General features: G+C 72.0%; 15 protein-coding genes and 1 pseudogene. 9 read left to right on the top strand and 7 right to left on the bottom strand.

The genetic code is table 11. From position 1 onward, the window contains the following. Positions 1–277 precede the first annotated feature (277 nt). Positions 278–1,303 carry a LacI family DNA-binding transcriptional regulator gene (locus tag ACZ6RT_RS27545; protein WP_470157012.1) on the top strand — a complete coding sequence of 342 codons (1,026 nt, stop codon included), beginning with the start codon at positions 278–280 and terminating at the stop codon, positions 1,301–1,303. 34 nt (positions 1,304–1,337) lie between these two features. Here the strand turns inward: ACZ6RT_RS27545 and ACZ6RT_RS27540 are convergent, their stop codons facing one another. Further along, positions 1,338–3,212, bottom strand: coding sequence for an RICIN domain-containing protein (locus tag ACZ6RT_RS27540; protein ID WP_399191581.1), 1,875 nt, complete (start codon positions 3,210–3,212; stop codon positions 1,338–1,340). 532 nt (positions 3,213–3,744) lie between these two features. Between ACZ6RT_RS27540 and ACZ6RT_RS27535 the strand changes: the two genes are divergently transcribed. After that, positions 3,745–7,221: a DNA polymerase III subunit alpha gene (locus ACZ6RT_RS27535; protein WP_470157011.1), complete on the top strand. Its 3,477-nt coding sequence runs from the start codon at positions 3,745–3,747 to the stop codon at positions 7,219–7,221. Then, positions 7,218–8,228, top strand: coding sequence for a DNA polymerase Y family protein (locus tag ACZ6RT_RS27530; RefSeq protein ID WP_399191577.1), 1,011 nt, complete (start codon positions 7,218–7,220; stop codon positions 8,226–8,228). The genes ACZ6RT_RS27535 and ACZ6RT_RS27530 overlap by 4 nt, the downstream gene beginning before the upstream one ends. A 1,516-nt stretch (positions 8,229–9,744) precedes the next feature. On the opposite strand, the gene ACZ6RT_RS27525 is transcribed toward ACZ6RT_RS27530, so the two are convergent. After that, the gene (locus tag ACZ6RT_RS27525; RefSeq protein WP_470157010.1) at positions 9,745–10,779 is read right to left on the bottom strand and encodes an SGNH/GDSL hydrolase family protein; all 1,035 of its coding nucleotides are present in this window, start codon (positions 10,777–10,779) and stop codon (positions 9,745–9,747) included. A 786-nt stretch (positions 10,780–11,565) separates the two neighbouring features. Next, complete coding sequence (locus tag ACZ6RT_RS27520; RefSeq protein WP_470157009.1) at positions 11,566–13,779, bottom strand: glycoside hydrolase family 9 protein; 2,214 nt, start codon at positions 13,777–13,779, stop codon at positions 11,566–11,568. An 861-nt stretch (positions 13,780–14,640) separates the two neighbouring features. On the opposite strand from ACZ6RT_RS27520, the gene ACZ6RT_RS27515 reads away from it, so the two are divergent. Both ACZ6RT_RS27515 and ACZ6RT_RS27510 read left to right on the top strand, forming a co-directional pair. Continuing rightward, positions 14,641–16,158: an RICIN domain-containing protein gene (locus ACZ6RT_RS27515; protein ID WP_470157008.1), complete on the top strand. Its 1,518-nt coding sequence runs from the start codon at positions 14,641–14,643 to the stop codon at positions 16,156–16,158. A 201-nt stretch (positions 16,159–16,359) separates the two neighbouring features. Continuing rightward, on the top strand, positions 16,360–16,815 hold the full coding sequence (locus tag ACZ6RT_RS27510) for a hypothetical protein (protein WP_470157007.1): 456 nt from the start codon (positions 16,360–16,362) through the stop codon (positions 16,813–16,815). 84 nt (positions 16,816–16,899) lie between these two features. Here the strand turns inward: ACZ6RT_RS27510 and ACZ6RT_RS27505 are convergent, their stop codons facing one another. Then, positions 16,900–18,762 (bottom strand): serine hydrolase domain-containing protein, encoded by a 1,863-nt coding sequence (locus ACZ6RT_RS27505; RefSeq protein WP_470157006.1) that lies wholly within the window; start codon positions 18,760–18,762, stop codon positions 16,900–16,902. A gap of 167 nt (positions 18,763–18,929) precedes the next feature. On the opposite strand from ACZ6RT_RS27505, the gene ACZ6RT_RS27500 reads away from it, so the two are divergent. Together ACZ6RT_RS27500 and ACZ6RT_RS27495 are read left to right on the top strand one after the other, a co-directional pair. Beyond that, positions 18,930–20,078 carry a sensor histidine kinase gene (locus ACZ6RT_RS27500; protein ID WP_470157005.1) on the top strand — a complete coding sequence of 383 codons (1,149 nt, stop codon included), beginning with the start codon at positions 18,930–18,932 and terminating at the stop codon, positions 20,076–20,078. Next, on the top strand, positions 20,056–20,709 hold the full coding sequence (locus ACZ6RT_RS27495; protein WP_470157004.1) for a response regulator transcription factor: 654 nt from the start codon (positions 20,056–20,058) through the stop codon (positions 20,707–20,709). The genes ACZ6RT_RS27500 and ACZ6RT_RS27495 overlap by 23 nt, the downstream gene beginning before the upstream one ends. A gap of 70 nt (positions 20,710–20,779) precedes the next feature. Here the strand turns inward: ACZ6RT_RS27495 and ACZ6RT_RS27490 are convergent, their stop codons facing one another. Further along, complete coding sequence (locus ACZ6RT_RS27490; RefSeq protein WP_470157003.1) at positions 20,780–21,367, bottom strand: TetR/AcrR family transcriptional regulator; 588 nt, start codon at positions 21,365–21,367, stop codon at positions 20,780–20,782. Positions 21,368–21,450: 83 nt separating this feature from the next. Between ACZ6RT_RS27490 and ACZ6RT_RS27485 the strand changes: the two genes are divergently transcribed. Together ACZ6RT_RS27485 and ACZ6RT_RS27480 are read left to right on the top strand one after the other, a co-directional pair. Continuing rightward, on the top strand, positions 21,451–22,230 hold the full coding sequence (locus ACZ6RT_RS27485; RefSeq protein WP_470157002.1) for an MFS transporter: 780 nt from the start codon (positions 21,451–21,453) through the stop codon (positions 22,228–22,230). Then, positions 22,230–22,727, top strand: a complete 498-nt coding sequence (locus tag ACZ6RT_RS27480) for an SDR family NAD(P)-dependent oxidoreductase (RefSeq protein WP_399191560.1) — start codon at positions 22,230–22,232, stop codon at positions 22,725–22,727. The genes ACZ6RT_RS27485 and ACZ6RT_RS27480 overlap by 1 nt, the downstream gene beginning before the upstream one ends. An 81-nt stretch (positions 22,728–22,808) precedes the next feature. Here ACZ6RT_RS27480 and ACZ6RT_RS27475 read toward each other — a convergent pair. Together ACZ6RT_RS27475 and ACZ6RT_RS27470 are read right to left on the bottom strand one after the other, a co-directional pair. After that, positions 22,809–23,009, bottom strand: a pseudogene (locus ACZ6RT_RS27475) (permease); the annotation flags it as partial. Positions 23,010–23,055: 46 nt separating this feature from the next. Further along, complete coding sequence (locus ACZ6RT_RS27470; protein ID WP_470157001.1) at positions 23,056–25,077, bottom strand: heavy metal translocating P-type ATPase; 2,022 nt, start codon at positions 25,075–25,077, stop codon at positions 23,056–23,058. Positions 25,078–25,104 lie beyond the last annotated feature (27 nt).

Genomic DNA, 25,104 nt, shown 5'->3' with positions numbered 1-25,104 from the left:
TCCAGCGCCTGCCACTCGGCGTCCGTCAGCTCATAGCGTCGCACCACGTCTTACATACTGCACGATTCCCAACCACTTTGACGACACGCCCTAGGTGCCGGATCCGTTTATCGAATCGGTTCGACTGAACCTAAGGCGATGTCGCTGGCGCGTCAATGGGTCATCCGGGATCTCCTCGCCCGCGGGGCCGTTCTTCAGGCCGGATCCTGATGCTCCGGGCGAACCGGTTCCCTCTACCATGGGAGAGCGTCGTAGCCACGTCCGCTGAGGAGTGCCGGTGAACATCGGAGAGATCGCCAGGCGGTCGGGTGTGTCCCGCAGCACGGTGTCGTACGCGTTGAGCGGCAAACGGCCGGTGGCGGAGGCGACCCGGCGGCGGATCCAGACGGTCATCGACGAGCTCGGCTACCGCCCCAACGCCGCGGCCAGAGCGCTCAAGGAGGGCAGGACACGCACCATCGGGCTGGTCATCCCCCCGGCCAGCCAGCGCCTCACCGACGTCCAGCTGGGCTTCGTGGCCAGCGTGGTCGACGCCGCCGCACGCGCCGACCTCGACGTGCTGCTCTCGCCCTCCGGGGGGGAGCACGACCGCTCGTTCGAGCGCGTGGTCACCGGAGCCCGCGTCGACGGGGTCGTCCTCATGGAGATCCGGCTGGAGGACGACCGGGTCACCCGCCTGACGGAGGTCGGGCTGCCGTTCGTCGGCATCGGCCACACCAGCCGGCCCGACGAGATGACCTGGGTGGACATCGACTACGAGACGCTGATAGCCCGCTGTGCAGGCCATCTGGCGGACCTGGGCCATCGTCACATCGCCCTGGTCAACCGCTCGGCCGAGCTGGTCGCCGCCGGGTACGGCCCCGGTCACCGGGCGCAGCTCGGCTTCAGCCGCGCCGTCGTCGAGCGCGGCCTGGAGGGCGTGCAGGTCTGCTGCGCCGACGACGCCCAGGCGGGACGGGCCTGCGTCGAGAAGCTCCTGGTCACCCACCCCGAGCTGACCGCCATCGCCACCATCAACGAGGCCGCCCTGCCCGGCATGCACCGCGCGCTGGCGCACGCCCGTCTCGAGGTGCCCGGCGACTTCTCGCTCACCGGGGTCGCCGCCCGGCACTGGGCGGAGAACCTGCACCCACCGCTCACCGCGGCCGACATCCTGGCCGACGAGCTGGGCGCGCAGGCCGTCGACCTGCTCATCCAGCGCATCGCCGACCCCGGCCTGCCGCACCGCCAGCTGCTCACCGCCCCGCCGATCTCGCTGCGCGAGTCGACGGGGCCGGCGCGTCCCCGCGTCGGCCCCGCCTGACCCCGAGCACTGCGCCGTCCCCGCGTGCGTCGGGTCAGCTCCTGGTCCATCTCTGGCTGCTCGTGCCGGTGCAGGACCACAGTTGTGCCTTGGTGCCGTTGGCGGTCCCGAAGTTGCTCGCCTCCAGGCACAGGCCGGACTGCACCCCGGTGATCGTGCCGTCGGCGTTGACGTTCCACTGCTGGTTGGCGCCGCCGTTGCAGTCCCAGATGATCACCCGGGTGCCGTTGGCGGTGCCCTGGCCGTAGGCGTCCAGGCACTTGCCGCCGTACACCTGCAGCTGCTTGGCCGGGGTCAGGGTCCACTGCTGGTTGGTGGCGCCTCCGCAGTCCCACAGCTGGAGCTGGGTGCCGTTGGCGGTGGTCGCGCCGGGCACGTCCAGGCACCGGCCGGCGTTGACGTTGCGCAGCACCGACGTCGGCCCGCCGCCGGGGTCGGAGGAGGGGGGCAGCAGCGTGATGGTGTAGGAGTCGTCGACGGCGGTGTGCGGCAGGTTGACCGTCGTGCCGTTGCCGGACAGGGTCACCACGGAGTTCTGCACGGTGACCGGAGCCGTGACGGCGCCGCCGCCGTTGTAGGGGATGCGCTCGGCGACGACCCGCACCCGGTTGTTCTCCACGATGCCGCTCGTGGCGTCCAGGCGCCGCAGGCCGACGGCGATGTTGCCGGTCGTGGAGCCGCCGCCGACCAGGATCTTGGCCGTCCCGGCGGCCTTGGTGGCGAACGCGTCGTACGAGGCGCTGGGGGTGACGGACACGATCTGCCCGGTCTGCGAGCCGTAGAAGCGGTAGGCCCACCATTCGCCCTTCGGCTGGTACCGGCCCGCGGAGTCGCGCACGAGCAGGTTGCCGAGGTCGTTGTGCAGGTTGCCCCCTCCCGCCCAGTTGGCGCGCAGGCCGTCGGCGCCGGCCCGCTCCAGGCGGGCGATGTACCAGGCCCCGTCGGCGGGGTTCTGCTCGTCGGGCGCCCCGTACTCGTTGATCTGGTAGGGCCGCGGGTGCGCGATGCCGCGGGAGTTCAGCGTGGTGTCGGCCGCCGCCACGTTGGCCACCGGGTCGCCCGGCAGCGAATGCCAGCTGATGATGTCGGGCACCACGTTGTTGGCCTTGACGTAGTCCAGGTACTGGTTCCAGAAGGCGTGGCCGGTGGACGGCACGCACGCGCAGCTCGGTCCGACGATGAGATGCGCCGGGAACGCGGCCCGGATTCGCTGGTAGGTGCGCCGCCACAGTTCGAGGTACTGGGACTGGGGACGGTTCCAGAACAGCGTGATGTTGGGCTCGTTCCACAGGTCCCACTGCACCGGGACGCCGGTGGCCCGCACGTCGCCGATCAGGCGGGTGAGGAAGGCGTCGTAGTCCGTCCAGTTGCCGTTGTCGCCGGGGAAGCGCGAGATCGGGTGGCCGTCGGCGCCCCACAGGTCGTGGACGAGCAGGATGAACTCCCCGCCCAGTGACCGGGTGCGCAGCAGCTGGGCGCGGGTGGCGTTCCACCGGCGGTCGTACTTGCCCGACACCCAGCCCCCCGGGCCGTCGAGCTGTGCCCCACCGGCCCGCATGTACCGGAACTTCACGTCGGTGAAGAACCGGTCGGGCGGGCCCGACGCGTTCTCGGTCATGCCGTAGATCCAGCCGGAGGCCCGGTAGGTGGGAGTGCCGCCACCGGCGGAGAAGTCGACGGCGATGGACTGGTCGGCGGCCTGGGCCGGGGTCGCGGACGTCACGACGGGGCCCGCGACGAGGGCGCCGACGGCGAGAAAGGCGGCGATCGCGCGGCGGCCCCCGTGCCGCCTGCCGGACGTGACGTCCGCACCCGGCTCCTCGGGCGCGCGGGGGCGGGGCGGACGGGCCGGGGGTGGTGTCGTGGGACGTCGCGGCCGGATCCGGCGGACGATGTCGGCGATGTTCATCGTGGACTCTCCTCACTCATGGGTGCTGCGTGCACGGTGAGTGGAACGGCTTCGTGGGGGTGCTGGTGGCGCGAACGGCGTGAAAACCAGGATGTCCGACGTCGGATCGAATCGATTCGACCGCAGCCTAGAACTCGCTGTCAGTGATGTCAATGATGTGTGTCAGTGAGGTGAATGTATGGTTTCGAGCGCTCCTCGTACCCGTCCCGTGCCCGGCGCGGCGGGGCCACGCCGGGCGTCACCTCCCGTGAGCGTGGGACATCGGCCGCGGAACGGCCGCCGGCCTCCTCTCGCGCCGGCCCCGTCGCGTGAAGCGGGCGAACGGCAGGGTCCCCCGGGAGGCGTCGGCCCCGGTGACGGGTCCCGGCCCGGACCCACGACGGACGTGTACCGGAAATCCGGACTTTCGCGGCGTGTCGGACGGCGTGTTCCGGTGACGGGCGGCACATACTGATCGAACACGTATTCGATGCGGGATGTGCTCCCCGGGCCCGCCGTCACACCGGGAGGACTCATGCCGGGGAACGGGTTCGTGCATCTCCACGTCGCGTCCGGGTTCTCCGCCCGCTACGGGGCCTCCCACCCGCAGGACCTGGTACGCGCCGCGGCGGATCTCGGCATGGAGGCGCTCGCGCTGACCGACCGGGACACGGTGACCGGCGCCGTCCGCCACGCGAAGGCGTGCATGAAGGCCGGGGTGCGCCCGATCTTCGGCGTGGACCTCGCCGTCGCCGCGCAGATCCCCGCGCCCGCGACGGCACGCCGGGCCCGTACACCGGTCCGCGGTGGCGCCCGGGTGACGGAACCGCCGTTGCGGATCACCCTGCTGGCCCGCTCCGCCGCCGGGTGGGGGCGGCTGTGCCGCCTGGTCTCCGCCGCGCACGCGAGCCCGGCCGGCGGCTTCCCCCTCGCCTCCTGGGACGCTCTGCGCGAGCACGTGGGCCGGGACCTGTCGGTGCTGCTCGGCCCGGCCTCGGAGCCGGTGCGCGCGCTCACGGCGGGACGGCCCGACATCGCCGAGAGGCTCCTGGCGCCGTGGCGGGAGGTCGCCGGCGAGGGCCTGTGGCTGGAGGTGGTCACGTACGGGCTGCCGGGTCTGGGAGCGGGCTCGTTGCGACTGGCGGCGCACACGCTCACGCTCGGCGACCGGCTCGGCATACCGGTCGTGGCGACGAACGCGGTCCGCTACGAGCGGCGCGAACAGCACCGGCTCGCCGACGTGCTGGACGCCGCCCGGCTGCTGCGGCCCATCCCGTTCCGGGCGGGCCGGCTGGATCCGGGGGAGCGGTACCTGAAGTCCGGCGCCGAGATGGCCGAGGTCGCCGAGCGGGTGGCCGCGTGCGCGAGCGCCGCCGCAGGCCGGGGACGCCGGCTGATCGAGGAGACGGCGCGGGCCGCCCGGCAGTGCGCCGTGGACCCGGTACGCGATCTCGGCCTCGGACGCCCGCACCTTCCCGAGCCTCACGTCGTGGGCGCCGGCACCGGCGCGGGGGACGGGATGCGGCTGCTGCGGCAGCGGTGCGCGGCGGGCATGACCGCCCGCGGCCTCGACGGCGACCCGCGGGCCGTGAAGCGGCTGGAGTACGAGCTGGGCGTCATCGCCACGCTGCGCCACGAGGCGTACTTCCTGGCGGTCGCGCAGGTGGTGGCCGACACGCGAGCCCTCGGCGTGCGGGTCGCGGCCCGCGGCTCAGGGGCCGGATCCATGGTCAACCACGCGCTGTTCGTCGCGACCGCCAACCCGCTCGAGCACGGGCTGTTGTTCGAGAGGTTCCTGTCCGAGCGGCGCACCACGCTGCCGGACATCGACCTCGACGTGGAGTCCGCGCGCCGCCTGGACGTCTACGACAAGATCTTCGAGCGGTTCGGGTCCGAGCGGGTGGCGGTCACCGGGACGGTCGAGACCTACCGGGCCCGTCACGCCCTGCGCGATGCCGGCCTGGCCCTCGGGATCGGCCCCCGGACGATCGACCGGATCGCCGCGTCGTTCCCCCGCATCCGCGCCGGTGACATCCGCGCCTGCCTCGCCGAGCTGCCCGAGCTGCGCCACCTCGCCGCCGAGGCGGCCCGGTTCGGGCCGCTGTGGAGGCTCGCGGAGGGCCTGGACGCGCTGCCGCGCGGGTTCGCCATGCACCCGTGCGGGGTGATCCTCTCCAGCGCCGGCCTGCTGGACCGGCTGGCGGTGCAGCCCGCCCCGGGCGGCGCGTACCCGACCGTCCAGGCCGACAAGCACGACGTCGAGGACCTGGGCCTGCTGAAGCTGGACGTCCTGGGGGTGCGGATGCAGTCGGCCATGGCGCACGCCGTCGCCGAGATCCGCCGTACCACCGGCCGGCACATCGACCTGGACGACCCCGGCCACGTCGACCTCGGCGACGAGGCGACCTTCGAGCTGATCCGCCGAGGATCGGTGCTGGGCTGCTTCCAGCTCGAGAGCCCGGGGCAGCGGGATCTGATCGCCCGGCTGCAGCCGCGGACCATGCGGGACGTCATCGCCGACATCTCGCTGTTCCGGCCGGGCCCGGTCGCCGGTGGGATGCCCGCCCGGTTCATCGCCGCACGCCACGGTCATGAGCCGCCGCACTGCCCCCACCCCGACCTGAAGCCGATCGTGGACGACACCTACGGGGTGGTCATCTGGCACGAGCAGATCATCGCGATCCTGGCCGTGATGACCGGCTGCGACCGCGCGGCCGCCGACGTCGCCCGCCGTGCCCTCGCCGACCCCGGGCGTCTCGCCAGGGTCGAGACCTGGTTCCGCACCCGCGCGGCCGAGCGCGGCTACGGGCGGGCCGTCACCGAGGAGGTCTGGGCGATCGTCCGTGAGTTCGGCTCCTACGGCTTCTGCCGGGCGCACGCGGTCGCGTTCGCGGTGCCCGCGGTGCAGTCGGCCTGGCTCAAGGCCCACCACCCGGCGGCCTTCTACGCGGGCCTGTTCGAGCACGACCCCGGGATGTGGGCGCCTCGCGTCCTGGTCCACGACGCCCGGCGCCACGGCGTCCCGATCCTGCCGGTCGACGTCAACGCCTCCCTCCCGTTCCACGGCGTGGAGAGGACGGGCGACGGCTGGGGCGTACGGCTGGCCCTGTCCATGGTGCGCGGCATCACCGCCCCCGAGAGCGCCCGCATCGCCGGAGGGCGGCCCTTCGTCTCGCTGCGGGACCTGTGGCTGCGGGCCCGCCCGTCCCTGCCGCTGGCCCGGCGCCTCATCCGGATCGGCGCCCTCGACGCCCTGCGCGGCGAGGCGAGCAGACGCGACCTGCTGCTCCAGGCCGCCGAACTGCACCGCCACCGCCGCCACGGCACCGGCACGAGCACCGGTACGAGCACCGACGGTCAGTTGCCGCTCGGCGACGAGCTCGACGGTGCCCGGGCGAGCGGGCTGGCGGAGATGACCGCCCGCGAGAGCCTGGGCGCCGAACTGGACGTGCTGTCCGCCGACGTCAGCCGTCATCTGCTCACCCACCATCACCGCCTGCTCGCCGAGCTCGGCGCCACCGACGCCCGGCACCTGCAGGCGATGCACGCCGGCCGGCCGGTGCTCGTCGCCGGCGTGCGCGCCGCCACCCAGACCCCGCCCGTCCCGTCGGGAAAACGCGTGATCTTCGTGACGCTGGAGGACGACTCGGGCCTGGTGGACCTGGTCTTCTTCGACCACGGTCACCCGGCATGCGCGAGGACGATCTTCCATTCCGGGCTGTTGCTGGTCCGCGGCACGGTCGCGCGCCGCGGCGACCGCCGCACGGTGGTCGGCCAGGCGGCCTGGGACCTCGAGGAAGTGGCGGCGGCCCGCCGGGACGCGGGCCCGCAGGCCGCCCTGGAACTCCTCGGCCGCACCGAGCCCGCGCCCACCCCCGCGCACGACGGCACCGCGGCACCCGCCGGGCGGACCCTGCCCGACGGGACGGCCGGTGCCCGCCTTCACCCGTGGAGCGATCTGCAGGTCGCGGGGAGCCGCTCGGCGGACCTGCGGCGCCTCGCGCACCGCGGTCCCGGGTCCGCGGGGTGAGCGACGTGCCCGCGCCCCGGAGCATCCTTCGCGTCCACCTGCACGGCATCGGCCCCGGTGACCGGCACCTCTACGAGACGGCGCTCACGCTGCTCGGCGACGTGACCCCGCTCGTCCAGGCCCTGCCGCCCGATGCCGCCGACCTCGACGTCACGGGCGCCCACAGGTACTTCGACGCCGAGGCCGGACGTCAGGACCTGGCCCACCTCGTACGCCTGCGCCTGGCCGCCCATGTCGGCCTGCGGGCCACGATAGGCGCGGGATGCACCCCCATGATCGCCGCCATGGCGGCCGCCGCCACCGCCCCCGGCGACGTCACCGTCATCGCGCCCGAGCCCGAGGCCGTCGCCGCCTTCCTCGGCCCACGGCCGGTGGCCGACCTGCCCGGCGTGGGCCCCGCGACGGCCGGCACCCTGGCGGGCTACGGCATCCGCTGCGTCGGCGACCTCCTCCGGGTGCCCCCGCACACCCTGCAGCGCATCCTCGGCAGTGCCGCCGCGCTGACGCTGTCCGAGCGCGCCCGGGGCCATGACCCCCGGCCCGTTCGTCCCGCGGCCCCGCCCGCGTCGACGGGCTGCGCGCACGGCTTCCCCCGTGACGAGCTCGATCCGGGCGCGCACCGGCGGGCCCTGCTGGACCTCGCCGAACGGCTCGGCCTGCGGCTGCGCACGACCCGGCAGGTCGCCACGCGGCTCGCGCTGAGCGTCACCTACGCCGACGGCACGAGCACCCATCGCTCGCGCACCCTGGACGAGCCCACCGCGCACACGCCCGCCCTCGCCGCCTGCGCCTACGACCTGCACGCCCGGCTCGGGCTCCAGCGTGCCCGTGTCCGCGCCGTCGCCGTGCGCGCCGAGCGGCTCATGGACGAGGAGCACGCCGTACGGCAGCTCGTCCTGGATCCGGGCGACGACAGGCGGCGCCGCATCGAGCAGGCCGCGGACCGGGCACGCGCCCGCTTCGGCGCGGACGCCGTCCGCCCCGCGACGCTGGCACGACCGCGCTGAGAAGGCCGGTCACCCGGCCGGGGAGCGCACGTCCCGGTCACCGGTGCCGGTCTCGCGTGCCGCCGGGGGAGCAGGTCGGCCAGCAGCAGTGCCTCCAGCGCGGCGACCGTCATGCCCTGGCCGTAGAGGGGGTTGAAGCTGCACAAGGCGTCGCCCGTCACGAGGTAGCCGCCGGGAAAGCTCCGCAGCCGCTCGTAGCGGCGTCGTGTGCTGGCCGGGAAGCGCATCTTCACCGGCGCGTCCAGCGGCACCGCCGACCGCACGACCTCGCCGACCTGCGGCGCGGCCAGGCCGGTGGCGTAGCGCGCCAGCCCTTCGTCGTCGGTGGGCGGCTCCTCGCCCAGCATGCCGGCCAGGACCACGGCGAAGCGGCCCTCCTCCTGGGCGGCCACGATCCCGGTGCGCGGCAGGGCCGGGACGGCGTTGGTCAGGACCCCCGACAGCCCGTCGAGGTGGTGGGACTCGCGCCGGTAGTTGCGGGTGACGTAGGTGATGTCGACGCGTACCTGCTCCTCCGGGGCGCACTCGTATCCCAGCTCGCGCAGCCACACCGGCGTCCGCGAGGCCCGTCCGGCGGCGTCCACGACCAGGTCGGCGCCGATGACCGACTCACCGACCGGCTCGCTGTCCGGTTCTGTGACCCGCTCGCTCGTCCCGGTGGTGCGGGGCCGGACCCGCACCCCGTCGACCCGTCGTGAGCCGGGCGCCACGGTGAGGCCGACCGCCTCGTACCCCGACAGGATGCTCACCCCGGGCAGTGCCGCGACCCGGTTCCGGACCGCGTGCTCCAGCAGCGGTCGGCTGATCCCGAAGGCTCTCAGCTCCGACGGCGCCCGGCGCATCCGGTACCCGTCGTTGTACCAGTGGACCTCGTCGTGAAGATCGATCAGCGGGACCCCGAGGCGGGTCAGCTCGTCCGACAGGCCCGGCAGCAGCTCCTCGAACGCCTGCCTGCCGCGGGCCAGCAGGATGTGCAGCTGCCGTCCCTGCGGCACACCGCGGCGGGCTGCGACCTCGTCCGGCAGCGGGTCGCGATCGACGAGAACGACCTTCGCGTACCGTTCGGTCAGGGCCCGGGCGGCCAGCAGGCCGCCGATGCTCGCGCCGATCACGACAGCGGTGCCCGGGTGCGTCATGATCGGAGGGTACGCCGACACGGTGGTCACCGGCATCGCCGTTCGTGCTCGATACCGCACCGTCTCCCTCCCAGGTCCGAGGCACGGGACCACGGATCTCACGGTCTCCGCACGAGCCGTCCGGCCGCCTCTACGGCCGGCGGTCGCCGACGCGTCGGAGATCCGAGCACGTCGGCGCGGCGAACGCCCGGGCTTGTTCTCGTGGCCGGCTTCTCCCCGGGGGAGCGGTTCAGAACATGGGGTAGATGGACGCGTCGTTCTTGCGGCCGGTGCGCTTCGGGCGCCGGAACACCTTGGTCACGAGCTTGCGCAGAAAAGCCATGATGAGACGACCTGATCTCGGGATTCGGGAGGAAGCGGGAAAGGGAGGGGCCGGAAGATCAGGTGAGATCGAGGGTCTCGGCCATGATGCGGGCGACGAGGTCGTAGCCGTGGTCGGTGTAGTGCGCCCGATCCACGAAGACCCAGTCTTTCTCGGTGACGGCCTCGGCGACGATCGGGTTGAGGTCGACGTAACCGACACCGATCTTCTCGCAACCGGCGCGCAGCTTCTCGGAGAAGGCCTGGGCGACCTCCTTCCTGGAGATGTCGCCGTACAGCGCTTCCCAGGTGCCCAGCTTGGAGATCTGGTCGATCTCGTCGAAGAGCAGCTGCTCCTGCGGGGCATGCCGGTCGCGCATCCACAGCGCCATCGGCTGGAGCACGTACATCAGCCTCGTCGTCGGACCGGCCAGCCGCTGCCAGCTGTCGAGGTGACGGAGCGTCAGGCCGGCCGCGGAGTCGATGACGGCGGAGATGTCCCGGCGTACGTCGTCGTGCGTGGAGATGGTGCGGCGGCGTTCGGAGCGGCGGCCGAGAATCCGGCCGGAGCTCTTGCGGTTGCTCTCGCGAAGTTCCTCCATCTTCTCGAAGTACTCACCGCAGAACCAGAAAGCGCCGTGGTCGCCCTGCTGCCATTCGGGAAGCCGTCCGACGGTCAGGTCGTTGAGCCCCGAGAAGACGACGATCTCGTCGATCTCGGGCAGCAGATGGCGATAGAGAGTGAAGAGCAGCAGCTCCTGCGTCGAGTTGTAGCAGCGCCCGCCGAAATTGAGCCACGGGGCGGAGGGGGCGTGCTTGCGCCACAACTGGGAGGCGAGGGTGGTCGCGTCACTGGTGGCCCCGATCCCGAGCACGGTGGAGCTGCCGGAGATCAGACGTACCGGACCTGCGGGCATGGTCCCGGCGGCCGAGGCGGTCTCTCCGTCCGGACCGTGTGAGACACGAAATCCCGCACGGTCGGTGTTGATGACGGAGGACCTGTAGTCGGCCCGGTGGAAATACATGAGGTACGGCAGGTAGCGGGTCTCGCCACGGTCGTCGAACCGCGTGTACTCCTGCATCTGCGGGGTCAGTTCGTCACGGTGAAGTTTCACGTCAGGCGTGCTCCTTGGCCGGTCTGGAAAAAGCGAAAACGGTGATCGGTGCTGTCGAAGGCCGGGATCGACCGGTATTCCGACAGGAGATCGGCGGGCACCGCGTAACGACAGGATCCGTGTGCCGGATTTCCGCTCGGGCAGCGGTGCGCAAAGCGTACTGCCGCTGCTTTCGCCCGGAATCCTTGATGTCATCGCGTCCGGAACAACCATAGGTGTCGCATGATGACTGTGAAGTACCCTCTCCTGGAACAATTTCGTCACTTCTATGGGTATTCTCAACCAAAATAGGACTTTTCAGGCTTGTCAAAATTTGCATTTGAGGCGTGGATCATCGCTCGCATTCTCCGTGCGCCCGGTATCGGGCCGAAGCGATCTCGTCCGGCCACGTATTGCGGTCCCGTCCGGCGTGTGTGAGTGAAATCTCACGTTTACCGACAGGACGAATTCGACGTCGAGACATGTAATCTTGTAGCAGAACTATCACTGTGGGCTATTTCAGCAGTTCAATTCCTGCTGTTCGGCCATTCGGTCCCGGTCGGCCGAAGCCGTTCTGAACGAACCCTTGTCGGTCAGCCGATCAGGACGGAGCACGAAGGACGGCCGTCCCACGCGGATGGTGTGCGTCCGGCCCGGTGACGGGCGTGGCGCCGTGAAACGGTGACGGCCGTCGCGCGACCCTTCGGCAGCGAGGATCGAGCCCGTGACGGCCTCACGAGACGGGGCCGCGCCGGTGCGGAGCGGACTCTGCTCCGTCGCGCACCGGCGCGTCTCCCGCCGTTCGGGTCACCGGGCGGTGCAGGTCACCGCGGCAGGGGTGGCGTCGGCTCCGGACCCGGCGCCGTTGAAGCCGAAGGAGGTGGTGCCGCCCGAGGACAGCGCGCCGTTCCAGGCCAGGTTGGCCACGGTGACGGCCGGGCCGTTCACGGTGTGCGAGCCGCTCCACAGCTGGGTGATGGTCTGGCCGCCGGGGAAGGTCCACGCGACGGTCCAGCCGGTGAGCGCGGTGGTGCCGGTGTTCTTCACCGCGACGTTGGCTCCGAAGCCGCCGTTCCACTGGTTGGTGACGGTGTAGGTCGCGGCGCAAGCCTTACCGATCGGGGTCGGAGTGGGAGTCGGGGTCGGGGTCGGGGTGGGGGTGGGGGTGGGGGTGGGGGTGGGAGTCGGGGTCGGAGACGGGCTGGGGCCGGTGCCGCCGGCCTTCTCCGCGTTCCAGGCGCCGACCCAGGCCAGCACCGCGTTCCAGTTGATGGCGACCTCGTTCACCGACCAGGCCTCGATGTCGTCCAGGTAGCACTTCTGCGGCCGGCAGCCGCTGAGGCGCTGCTGGGCGACCGGGTCCTCCAGGCCGCTGTTCGGTCCGCCGGCCAGGGCGCCGGGCGGTGCGATGGGCAGGGAGGGGTCGATCTGGTTGGCCCAGAACCGGTGGTGGACGTTGCGGGAGGGCTTGTCGCCGTAGCCGGTGACGTAGGAGTAGCCCGTCGGGTTGCGGCCGAGCTGGTACGCCATGGTCTCGAACACCCCGGTGCGGAACCGTTCGGCGCCGGTGAAGTCGTGGGCCAGGGCCAGCAGGACGGTGTTGTTGAGGATCAGGTTGTTGGACCCCCAGATGTAGCCGCCGGACGGCTGGAAGGGCACCGGGTAGCCCTGGCCGCGCATCACGTTCAGCAGGCCGTCGGCGGCAGAGACGAAGGAGGCCCGCAGCTGCTGGCCGATGGAGGAGGTCAGGCCGTTGGGCACCAGCGCCAGCGTGATGTCGCCCAGGCTGCCGACCTCTCCCCACTGGGCGCCCTCGTTCGTGAAACTGCGCCCGTAGTACAGGGAGGAGGAGGTCAGGTCGGTGCGGTAGGCCTGCTTGCCGGTGGTGGCGTACAGCTCGGCGGCGGCCCAGTAGAACTCGTCGGTCACCTTGCCGTCGGCGTAGGAGCCGCCGCCGGTGCCGTCGGAGGCCGGGGCGAGCCGCGAGGGGTTGGCCTTGGCCGCGGCGTAGGCCTTCTCGGCCGCGGTCAGGCAGCGGGCGGAGAACGCGGAGTCGACGGACGCCCACACCCGGGCGCACTGGGCGGCCGCGGCGGCCAGGTTCAGGGTGGCGGCGGTGCTGGGCGCCGACAGCACCCGGGCCTGGGGGTCCTGGGCGGGCAGCAGCGGCAGCCCGGTCCAGTTGGCGTCGTGGATCTTGTGGTGGGCCATGCCGGCCAGCGGGCGGCCGTCGGGGACCTGCATCTTCAGCAGGAAGTCGATCTCCCAGCGGGCCTCGTCCAGGATGTCGGGCACGCCGTTGCCGCGCTCGGGGATGGACATGGTGCCGTCGGCGAAGGCGCCGGTGTCGGCACCGGGGACGTTCCTGGCCCGCTCGTAGGCGTTGACCAGCTGCCAGACGGACATGCCGCCGTTGACCACGTACTTGCCGTGGTCGCCGGCGTCGTACCAGCCGCCGCGCACGTCCAGCCGGTAGCCGCAGTCGCTGCGGCACGGCACGTTGTCGTCGCCCTGGTTGGGGGAGACGTTCAGGTGGCCGGCGGCTCGGGCGTACCGGTCGCCGCCGGCGTACTGGGAGGTGATCGCGATGCCGCTGCGCTGGTGGTAGAAGAACGCCAGTGCGTCGTAGGGCAGCTTCTTCCAGACGGCGGTGCCGATGTCGAAGGGGTGGCTGGACTCGTTGTTCACGGTGAGCACGTAGTTGGTGCCGGTCCCGGTGTAGGACGAGAAGTCGATCTTGTGGACGGAGTCGCCGGAGCGGGAGTCGGCACCGAAGACGGTCGTGGTGCCGCCGGCCACCACCTGGTCGGAACCGTCCAGCAGGCTCCAGGCCAGCGGTGATGCGGAGCTGCTGATCACGGTCGCCTGCTTGGCCGCGTCGGGCGCGTAGGCGACCTGGTTGACCTTGATGCTCTGGCCGAGCGCCGGTCGTACGACGGCGTGGGCGGTTCCTGCGGCGGTGACCGCGGTGATCGACGCCGCGGCCAGGGCGGCGGCCAGCGCCGCCGCCGATAGCCGCATCCGGCCTGGCATGTTCACACGGAGTCCTCTCGACCTGTGCTGTGCGGGCTTCACATCTTGGAAGCGCAGGCCGGGAAGGGATAGCCACCGCTGTCGTGGAAAGTGTTTCGTGCAGCTCACGGCGCCGTTCCCGCCGAATGCTTCTGTAACTTTCACGAAAGTTTCCGCCTAGTCCGCAGAATCTCGGCGCGACCGCTTCCCCGCGTCCCCGGCGGGGGTCGCGCCGACCCGGGGCATGGGCGAGATCACCCGGGCATGCGGCATGGCCCCCGGGCTCACCGGCATTCCCCGAAGACCCGCGCCGCCGGCCACCGGGCATCGCAGAGGGTTGAACAGGCGATACGAGCTTCCGCGGCCGGGGACGGACCGCACACCGTCGCCGCCACCGCGGGATGTTGACTGCGCGGAGATGAATTTCTTGTGAGGGGATGTTGACATCCCGCCCATGAACCCTAAACACTTTGCGGAAATGCAGCAGAAACACGGATGTGACCTGATCGCCGACCCTTGAGCGGGAACCGATGGCCCCATTGCCGAGCTCGCAGGAAAAAGATGTGCGCAGAAATGTTAACGTTAACAACTCTTCGCGTGCCCGTCGATGCATCTCGTTTCTCCCGAGGCCCCGCCGTGAGCGCGCAGCCGTGATGTCGTCCCTCGCCGTCTTTCCGCCGATTCCCGGAAAGGACGCCCGCGGTGTCCCTGCGTCAGAGGAGCCGCCGAACCGGTCCGGTGACGACCACGCCCTCCACCTGGCGGTGAGCCCCGACGGTCTCGACCTGACGCCCCTGAACCAGAACGACCCGGTCGTCACGCCGACCGAGGATTCGACCCGGGAATTCAGATCTAGTGATTGGACACTTCATGGCACTGATCATGGCGTCTGATGGTCACTCATCAGGATCGTCGCGGAGCACCCGGTCGTCGCGCCGGTCGCTGATCGCCCTTGTGGTGACCGCGCTCGTCGCGGCGACGAGCCTCGTCGTCTCCGCGCCGCCGGCCGATGCCGCCACCAGCCAGTTCCGGGGCATGAACTGGGCCGTGCTGGGCGACAACTTCAGCACCGGCACGCTCGTCGTGCAGGGCCTGAGCCGGTCCGACAGCAACGCGACGGTACGGGCCAAGGCCAACGCCCTCTACGACGACATGGCCTCCACCCTGGGGGTCAACACCGTCCGGCTGCCCATCAACACCCACACCGTGGCCGACACGACCTGGTGGAACGCCTACCGCGGCGCCATCGACGCCGCCACCGCCCGCGGATTCAAGGTCATCCTGGCCTACTGGGAGGACGGCGCCGCCTCCGGCGGCAGGATCACGAACCTCGCCGCGTGGAACACGATGTGGTCCAGCGTGACCAACACGTACGGCTCGAACGGCAACGTCTACTTCGAGCCGATGAACGAGCCGCACGGCTACACGTCGGCGGAATGGCGCAACGTCGCGGCGAACTGGCTCGGCTACCACACCTCCGCGGTGCCCGGCCGGGTGCTCATCGGCGGCACCGGCTACAGCCAGGACCTGCGGGACGTCTGCAACGACGGCCGCTTCAACGCGACGCTGCTCTCCTTCCACCACTACGCCTTCTTCTATGGCGCCATGACCTACGACGCCTTCCGGAGCCACATCCAGACGCGCCTGGGCAACTGCGCCTCCCGCGCGGTCGCGACCGAGTTCGGCGCGCCGATGTCCACCGGCCTCGACTACGGCGACGCGAACAGCACCGACAACTTCGTGCGCCACATCCGCGCCATGGCCCAGGTCATGCGTGACAACCAGATGGGCGGCACCTACTGGCCCGCCCTCGGCGGCAAGCCGGGCACCATCGGCTACGACTGGTACTCGATGTACGCCCTGAGCGGCAGCGGCACCGACCTCAACCTGACCGTCCGCAACGCCTCCGGCGCCGACCGGATCCGGTACGCCTGGGGCGACACCGTCGGCAACCCCACCCCTCCGCCGGTGACGTTCTACAGGGTCGACGCGCGCCACAGCGGCAAGGCCATGGACGTCCAGCAGCCGAACACCGACAACGGTGCGCGCGTCGGCCAGTACACCTACGGCGGCAACGCGTGGCAGCAGTGGCGGTTCCAGGACGCCGGCGGCGGCTACTGGCGCATCGTCAGCCGCCACAGCGGGAAGTGCCTCGACGTGGTGAGCGCCTCGACCGCGGACGGCGCCGAGCTCGTCCAGTACACCTGCGGCACCGGCACCAACCAGCAGTTCCAGATGGTCGCCGGCGGTGGCCACTTCCAGCTCCGGGCACGGCACAGCGGCAAGTGCGTGGACGTGCCGTCCGCGTCGACCGCGGACGGGGTGATCCTCAAGCAGTATCCGTGCAACACCGGTACCAACCAGCAGTGGTCGCGCACGGCCGTCTGACGATCCTCTCGACGTGACCGCGGGTCCGCGGTACGGCCCTCACGCTTCCGGTGGGACCGTACGAGCAGGGTGCGAGTGCTGATCAGGGCGACACCTGTGACGAGATCACCGGCAAGGACCACGGCTCTCGCACCCACCTCCACCGGCGCCGAGCGGTGCCCGGTGCCTTCCGGGCACCGGGGTGGCAGGGACCGCGACAAGATGGCCGCCCATGTCGTGAACGCCGAGCGCGCGTACGCTCGCAGGATCGGCGTCCGCCGCAAGCCGATCCGCGAGCCCTCGGCCCTGGTGGCGATGCGCGCGGACCTCGTCGAGGTGCTGTCCCGGCCCTCCGACGGGAGTCCGTCGATCCCCGGCGGCCGGCCGGTCCGCTACGCCGCGCGCCGCCTCGCCTGGCACGTCGTCGACCACCTGTGGGAGATGGAGGACCGCCGCTCCCAGGTCCTGTTTCCTGGACCAGGTCCGGAGCCGGAGGCTGAGCCGAGCGCCGATCATCCGCCGGTGGGCGTCGTCGCCGACGAACCGGAGCCGGTGCGGGGTCTTGAAGATCCGGCCGTGATGCGCGAACGCCTCACCCGGGCCGGTGGGCCGTCCGGTGGAGACACCTGGGAAAGCGGAGGCCTGACGGCCGTTCGGACGCCCCGACCGGGACGATGAGGAGACTTCAGCCTGTTCTCGCAGGTGGGACGGCCGGTGTGGTGGCGGGGTGGGATCGTGGAGGTGGATCGTCTGCGGCGGCGGTCAGCCGAACCGCCAGCCGAGCAGGTTCCAGTGCAGGCAGAACCAGACGAGGGCCGACATTCCGGCCAGCACGGTCACCTGGTGACCGCGGGCCAGGACGCCGATGGGCCGGTGTCTCCAGCCGATCACGGTGGTCGCGATCGCGGCGACGGTGAGGGCGAGGAACAGTGGGGGGAGAAGCAGCAGCATGCGGAGGCTCACCGGCACGCCGTACAGGATGCTCGTGTCGCCGGTCAGCATCAGCGCGAACATGACGACGAACGCCAGCCCGACGGCGCCGGCCAGGCCGGAGAGGAGACGGGCGGCGCGCCAGGCGCGAGGCGCTGGAGCGGGACGTCCCCGCAGTCGCCGGAGCGCGGCGGCCGACGGCAGGCCGAGCACGGCCGTCAGGGCGGTGACGGCGAACACCGAGACGACGACGAGGTTGACCGGAGGCGTCTCCCACCAGGGGATGAGCTCGTAGGTGGGCCCGTCGGTGGCCGCGTACGTGACGCCGGCGCCGTTCGTGACGAACGCCAGCCGCTGGGAGCCGCCGTCCTGCTCATAGAGCCCCGGCGCCAGCGGGCTCCACGTCATGCCCTTGAAGGCGAGTCTTCCGTCGTCGGTGACCCGCAGCCGAAAGGAGCCGGTGAGGGTGAGCACCTTCTCGATGGTCGACTCGACGGTGCGGGCCGGCTTGTAGAAGCCCGCCACGGGCGTGGCCGTCCTGCCGGGCGGGGCGGAGGGCGCGGCGCGGTCGCCGGGGAGGAAACGGTCGAAGAAGGCGGGTACGAGCTTGGAGACGGTGTCGATGCCGCCCGTGCCGTTGGTGGAGACGAACAGGCCGACGCCGGCGCCGGGCACCAGCAGCAGCGCGCTCTGGAAGCCCTCCCAGCTGCCGTCGTGCATGATCACGCGATGCCCGTTGACGGTCTGCTCCTTGAACCCGTGGGCGTACCCGTCGATGCGGGGGTCGGCGGCGAAGGACCGCCGGTGCATGAGGCGGGCGGTGGGCTCGTCGAGGATGGGCCCGTTCCCCAGGTGGGCGATCATGAAGCGGGCCATGTCGTCCGCGGTGGCGCTGATCGACCCGTCGGGCGGGAGGTTGTCGAAGACGAAGGGCTTGCGCCGGTAGGTCCCGTCCTCGTGGTCATAGCTGCGTGCCTGGCCCGCGGCCAGACGGGCGGGGACGGGCTCGGAGGCCGTGCTGTGCCGCATGCCGAGCGGGTCCAGGATGTGGTCCTGGACGTACCGGTCGTAGGGCTTCCCGCTCACCTGCGCCACGATGTGCCCGGCCAGCGCCGCGCCGTAGTTCGAGTAGGCCGACACCTCTCCGGGCGGGCGTATCCGCGCCGGCACGTGCTCGGCGAGATACGTGCCCAGGGGCGGCACGTCGGCCTTGCGCCGCGCGCCCACGCCGATGGCGCTGTCCTCGAACCCGGCGGTGTGGTCCATCAGATGCGCCGGCGTGATCGGCCGGGGGTACGTCGCGGGGATGCGGAACGTGGTGAGGTAGCGGTTCACGTCCGCGTTCAGGTCGAGCCTGCCCCGCTGCACCTGTTGCATCACCGCGGTCCAGGTGAACAGTTTGGTGATGGAGGCGATCCGCACCAGCGAGGTGGCGGGGTCGAACGGCGTCCCGTTCTCGCGGTCGGCCAGGCCGTACCCCTTGCTGAAGAGGGTCTTCCCGGCGCCCACCACCGAGACCACCGCGCCCGGCACGTGGTCGGCCTCCAGCGCCGCCGGCATGGTGGCGTCGAAGAAGTCCGCCAGCCGGCGGGTGTCGGGAACGGCCGCCGAGGCCGCGGCCGCGGAGGGCGGCCAGAGGGCCCCCAGGGACAGGGCGATGATGAGCAGCAGGCGTGGAAGGGGGGCTGGCCACATGGCGTGACTCCTGACGTGGTCGGGGTCATCAACGGTGCCGCCGGCGAGGGCGGGGCCGCATCGCCGTCGCGGTCATGGCCGCATCACACTTAAGCCGGAGATTCTCGGGCGGACGGCATCGACGTTCGTAGGAGGTGACGCGCCGCCGTCCTGGTTACGCTGGGCCGATGGTGACGTACCGGAACGCGTCGCGGCGGGTCGTCACGCTCGGCCCGCACGCGGTGAGCGCGGCCTCCGTGGTGTTCTGCCTGGTGCTGACCGTCGTGGCGGTCAAGGTGCCGTGGGCGCCGCTGCCGCGCGTGGTCATCGCGGCCGCCGGGCTGGTCGCCACGGGTGCGGTGTGGTTCCGCGATCGGTGGCCGATCGCGGTCACCGCCGCCGGGGCGGGCGCGTACGCGCTGTCGGGCAACCCTGGGCCGCTGCTGATCGGCCTGTTCTGCGGTGCGGGTGTGCGGCCGGGCCCGCGGTTCGCGGCGCTGGCGGCGATCGGCGTGGCGGGATTCCTGGCGCAGCAGTGGGTCGACGGCGGCGGGTCCGGCACGGACGCGCTGCTCTCCGCGACGGCCGCCACCGCCGCCGTGCTGGTGGCCGGCGGGTACACCGCCACCCGCCGCGAGCTGACCAGGTCACTGCGGGAACGCGCGGAGCGCGCCGAGACCGAACGGCACCTGCGCGACGAACAGGCGAAGGCCGCCGAACGCGGCCGGATCGCACGGGAGATGCACGACGTGCTCGCGCACAAGGTCACCCTCATCTCGCTGCACGCCGGCGGGCTGGAGGTCAACCCCGGCGCGGGACCGGCACGCGTCGAGCGGGAGGCGGCGCTGATCCGGGTCACCGCGCAGGAGGCCCTCGAAGAGCTGCGGAAGATCGTGGGCGTGCTGCGGGCCGGACATGACGACGCCTTTCCCGACCTGCGGCGACTGGTGGAGTCCTGGACATCGGCCGGCAACGCCGTCACGCTGCACGGCGACCTCGGCACGTTGCCGGTGGCGACCGCCCGGGCCGCCTATCGGCTCGTGCAGGAAGGGCTGACCAACGCGCACAGGCACGCCGCCGGAGCACCGGTCACCGTCCGCGTGACCGGGAGCCCGGAGGACGGCGTCACGATCACGGTCGTCAACGAGCGGTCGCCCCGGCCCGCCGCGGGCCCTTCCGGCGCCCGGGCGGGTCTCGTGGGCCTGGAAGAACGTTTCCGGTTGATCGGCGGAACGGTGCGCGGCGCGCCCGGCGATGCGGGAGGCTGGCGTCTCGAGGGCCGGTTGCCGTGGGACGCGTCCGCGAGGGGCATACATGATCAGGACGCTGCTGGTTGACGACGAACTGCTGATCCGCGCCGGGCTGCGGTTCATCCTCGAATCCGCGCCCGACGTGGAGGTCGCAGGAGAGGCCGCGGACGGGGGCGAGGCGGTCGACGCCGTGCGCCGCCTGAAGCCGGACGTCGTCCTGATGGACATCAGGATGCCGCGGACCGACGGCCTGGCCGCCACCGAGGCCGTCCGCGGGCTTCCCCGTGCGCCCGCGGTCGTGATCCTCACCACGTTCGACACCGACGAGCACGTCTTCACCGCCCTGGAGGCCGGGGCCTGCGGATTCCTCCTCAAGGACACCTCGCCGCACGACCTGATCCGTGCCGTACGCCTCGCGCACAGCGGTGACGCGATACTGTCCCCGCAGGTGACCCGGCGGCTGATCCACCGGGTCACCACCGACGTGCCCGTCCGGCGCCGCCGTGACGCGCTCGCCCGGCTGGAGACCCTCACCGGCCGCGAGCGCGAGGTGCTTGTCGAGGTGGGACTCGGCCGCTCCAACACCGAGATCGCGGCCGGCCTGCACATGAGCGAGGCAACGGTCAAAAGTCACGTGTCCCACCTGTTCGACAAGCTCGCCGTGACCAACCGGGTACAGGTGGCCATCGTCGCCTACCGCGCCGGCCTGGTGGACTGAACGTTCCCTCACGTGGACGCGGGATGGAAGACCCGTCTCGCGCCACGGACGGGACCGCGTCCGGCGGCGATCACGTCGCGGGCTGCCGCGCGTCCGCGTTCTCGGGGCCGAAGGCCTGGAGGAAGGTGTGGACGGCGGCGCGGGCGATCTCCTGCAGTTCGGTGTCGTCGAGCCGGCGGGTGCCCATCTGGGAGCGTGACTCCAGGGGGCCGACGAGCAGGGACAGGAGGTGTTCGGCGGCCTGGTCGGGGTCGGCGGCGCGGAGACGTCCGGTGAGGACGAGCCGCGCCAGCCGGTCGGCCAGCGCCTGGTTGAGACGGTGCGGACCGCTCTCGACGGCGATGTCGAGGATGTCGGGGAAGTGGGTGAGTTCCGCGTAGAGCAGGCGCCGCAGTGCGCAGGAGCGGTCGTCGGCGTGCAGCCGCACCAAGTGGTGGCCGACCTCCTCCAGGGTGGTCCGGAGGTCGGTGCCGGGCTCGGTGAGCGGTTGCAGCGCGGTGAGCCGCTGGTCCAGCACGCTCCGGGCCGCGGCCTGGATCGCGTGCCGGAAGAGGGTCGCCTTGTCGGTGAGGTGGTTGTAGACCGTGGGTTTGGCCACGCCGGCCTCGTCGGCGATCTCCTGCACGCAGGCCTGGGCGTAGCCCTGACGGGCGAACACGGCGAAGGCGCCGTCCAGGATCGCCGTCGGCGGTCCGGCTCGACGTCCTGGGACTGGCCCTGCTCGGGCCGGGGTTCTCCGCGATGGTCCTGGCCCTGTCGCAGACGGCCGAGCACGGAGCGTTCACCGTCTGGCAGGCGCTGCTGCCGCTGGCCGCGGGCATCGTGCTGATCACCGGCTACGTCCTGCGTGCGCTCGGCTCCCGCCGCACGCCACCGCTGATCGACGTGCGGCTGTTCGCCGACCGGGGGTTCGCCGCCGGCGTCACCATCATGGGCCTGGGCGGGCTGGCCACCTTCGCGACCCTGTTCACGCTTCCGCTGTACCACCTGCAGGCACACGGCCACGGAGTGCTCGCCGCCGGGCTGCTGATGGCTCCGGCGGGTCTGGGCAGCGCCGTCGCCATGCCGCTGGCCGGACGGCTGTCCGACAGGATCGGCACCCGCGGCCTGGCCGCCGGGGGCGCGCTCGTGGCCGGGCTCAGCGCCCTGGCCTTCACCCGGATCACCGCCGACACCGGCCAGGGGTGGCCGGTACTGGCGGCGCTGACCATCGGCTTGGGCATGGGCTGTTTCAGCGCGCCGACGATGGGCTCGCTCTACCGGAGCCTGCCCGGCCCGCTGGTCGCGCAGGGAAGTTCGGTCCTCTACATGCTCAACCAGCTCGGCGCCGCACTCGGCATCGCCCTGGTCACCCTCATCCTGCAGACCTCCGCAGACGTGATCACCGGCCTTCACGGTGTCTTCTGGCTCGTCACCGTGCTCATCGTGGCCGTGCTCGCCGCGATCCCGCTGCTGCCCGGCCGCACCCACGCGCCGTCCACCCACCCCGAACCCGCCACCACCGGAGCAAAGGAGTCCTGATGACCGGTACCGCGAAGACCATCGTGATCAGCGGCGGCACCGACGGCATGGGCCGGGCCCTGGCCTCGACCTACCTGGGCCGGGGTGACACCGTGGTGATCATCGGCCGTGATGCCGCCAAAGCGGCCACGCTGCCCGGGGCCCACTTCATCCCCGCGGACCTGAGCCTGGTCGGCGAGAACAGAAGAGTTCTCAGGGAGATCAACGCCCGCCACCCCGCCGTGGACGCGCTGGTGCTGTGCGCCCGCTACTTCCGGTCGAGCCGGTTCGTCACCACCGAGGGCGTCGAGGGCGTCTTCGCGCTGGAGTACCTGAGCCGGTTCGTCCTCAGCCACGGCCTGGACCGGCCACGCGTCATCGTCAACGTCTCCGGGCCCGCACCCGGCGTCCCCGTCGCGCCACCTACCACCCGTTCGCCCTGCGGACCGGCTACGAGCGGGAGCGGACGATCCCGGGGGAGGGGCCGTCGTCGATCTCGCGATGACGGTCGCCACTGACGACGAGAACGAGCCGGCGGGGCACCGGCACCACGCGCAGCGTCGATCCTCAACCCGCTCCCGGCAGGGACCGTAGGAACACAGGACGAAGGTGAGCGGGACGAACCTGAGCGCGAAGGCCCGGCCGAACGTGCCGGTCTGCAGCGCGATCAGCTTGAGGTCGACCATCGGGCCGACCACCAGGAAGGCCGGCTTCGCGGTCGGGGAGAACGCGGTCATCGAGGCCGCCACGAACGCGTCGGCCTCCGAGCAGATCGACAGCAGCACCGCCAGCAGCGCCATGGGCGGGCAGGTGACGGGAGACGGTACCCGACGGCTCCGGGGGCGTTCACTTCTGAACGCGGGTGGGGTCGGCGGCGCGGCGCCAGGCGGCATCGCGAAGCAGGCGCAGCCCGTTGAGGGCGACGATGACGGTGGAGCCTTCGTGACCGGCCACGCCGAGCGGCAGCGGCAGGTCGCCGAACAGGTCCCAGGCGACCAGGACGGCGATGAAGGTGGCGGCGATGACGAGATTGGCGACCATGATGCGGCGGGCGCGCCGGGCCAGCGCGATGACGGCGGGAACGGTGGCCAACTCGTCGCGGGTGATGACCGCGTCAGCGGTGTCCAGGGCGAGGTCGGACCCGGCGCGGCCCATCGCGATACCGACGTGGGCGGACGCCAGCGCGGGGGCGTCGTTGACGCCGTCGCCGACCAGCGCCACCCGGGCACCGCGGCGCTGCAGCTCGGCCACGGCGCTCACCTTGTCCTCGGGCAGCAGCCCGGCGCGCACGTCGGCGATACCGGCCTGGCCGGCCAGCCGGGTGGCGGCCGGTGCGTTGTCGCCGGTCAGCAGCACCGGCGCGGCACCGGTCAGGGTGGTCAGATGGGCGACGGCGTCGGCGGCGCCGGGGCGGATCCGGTCGGCCAGCGCCAGCACGCCGACCGCCGTGCCGTCGATGCGGACCACGACGGCGGTGTGGCCGCCGTCCTGCAGGTCGGCGACCGCCCGGCGGGCGGCCCGATCGCGGTCGCCGGGCAGCAGGCAGGCGGGACCTGCGACCTCGACGAGCATGCCCTCGACGCGGGCGCGCACGCCCCGGCCGGGCTCGGAGGCGAACTCGTCCGCCGGTGCGATCACCAGACCGGCCGTGCGGGCGGCCCGCACCACGGCGCGGCCCAGGGGATGCTCCGAGGACTGCTCGGCGGCGGCCGCCAGTGCCAGCAGCCGCTCCCTGCCCGGATCCGCGGCCGGATCCCCGAGGCCGCCGGGCAGCAGGCGGACCTCGGCCAGGTAGGGACGGCCCTCGGTCAGCGTGCCGGTCTTGTCGAAGGCCACCCGAGTGGCGGTGCCGAGGCGCTCCATCACCACCGCGGACTTGACCAGCACCCCGTGACGGCCGGCGGTGGCGATCGCGGCCAGCAGCGGCGGCATGGTGGCCAGGACCACCGCGCACGGCGAAGCGACGATCATGAAGGTCATCGCGCGCAGCAGGCTGTCCTGCACGTCCGTGCCCCACAGCAGCGGCAGCGTGAACAGCGCCACCGTGGCGGCGACCATGACGACGGAGTAGCGCTGCTCGACCTTCTCGATGAACAGCTGGGTGCGCGCCTTGGTGGCACTGGCCTGCTCCACCAGGGCCACGATCCGGGCGATCACGCTCTCGGCGGCCGGACGCGTCACCTGCACGCGCAGTACGCCGGTGCCGTTCAGGGTTCCGGCGAACACCTCGTCGCCGGCCTGCTTGTCGACCGGCAGGCCCTCGCCGGTGATGCTCGCCTGGTCGACGTCGCTGTGCCCGGCGACGACGCGGCCGTCGGCGCCGATCCGCTCACCCGGCCGTACCAGGATCACCTCGCCGGCCCGCAGGGCGGACGCCTCCACCACCTCCTCCCTGTTGCGGCCGCCATCGACGGTGAGCCGGGTGGCCCGCTCGGGGGCCAGGTGCAGCAGGCCGCGTACCGAGTCGGCGGTGCGTTTGGTGGCCACCGCCTCCAGCGCGCCGGAGGTGGCGAAGATGACGATCAGCAAGGCGCCGTCGAGGACCTGCCTGATCGCGGCGGCGCCGATCGCGGCGGCGACCATCAGCAGGTCCACGTCCAGCGTGCGCTCGCGCAGCGCCCGCACTCCGGCCAGGCCCGGTTCCCAGCCACCGGCGGCGTAGCAGGCCAGGTACAGGCCCCACCACAGCCACGGTGGAGTCCCGGCCAGCTGGCACAGGCCACCGGCGGCGAACAGCGCGGTGGCGGCCACCGCCCACCGCACCTCGGGCAGCGACCAGATGTCCGATCGCCAGGAAGCCGCCCCCGGCGTCGTCGCGGTGGCGGTGGTCCCGGCGGCGGGAGAGGTGGAGGTTCTCAGCTCGGTCACCGAAGTATCGTATATGCGCATTCACGC

Source organism: Streptosporangium sp. NPDC050148 (assembly GCF_055586505.1).
Note: the sequence above shows the minus strand (reverse complement) of the source record. Positions and strands in the feature narration are given on the sequence as shown.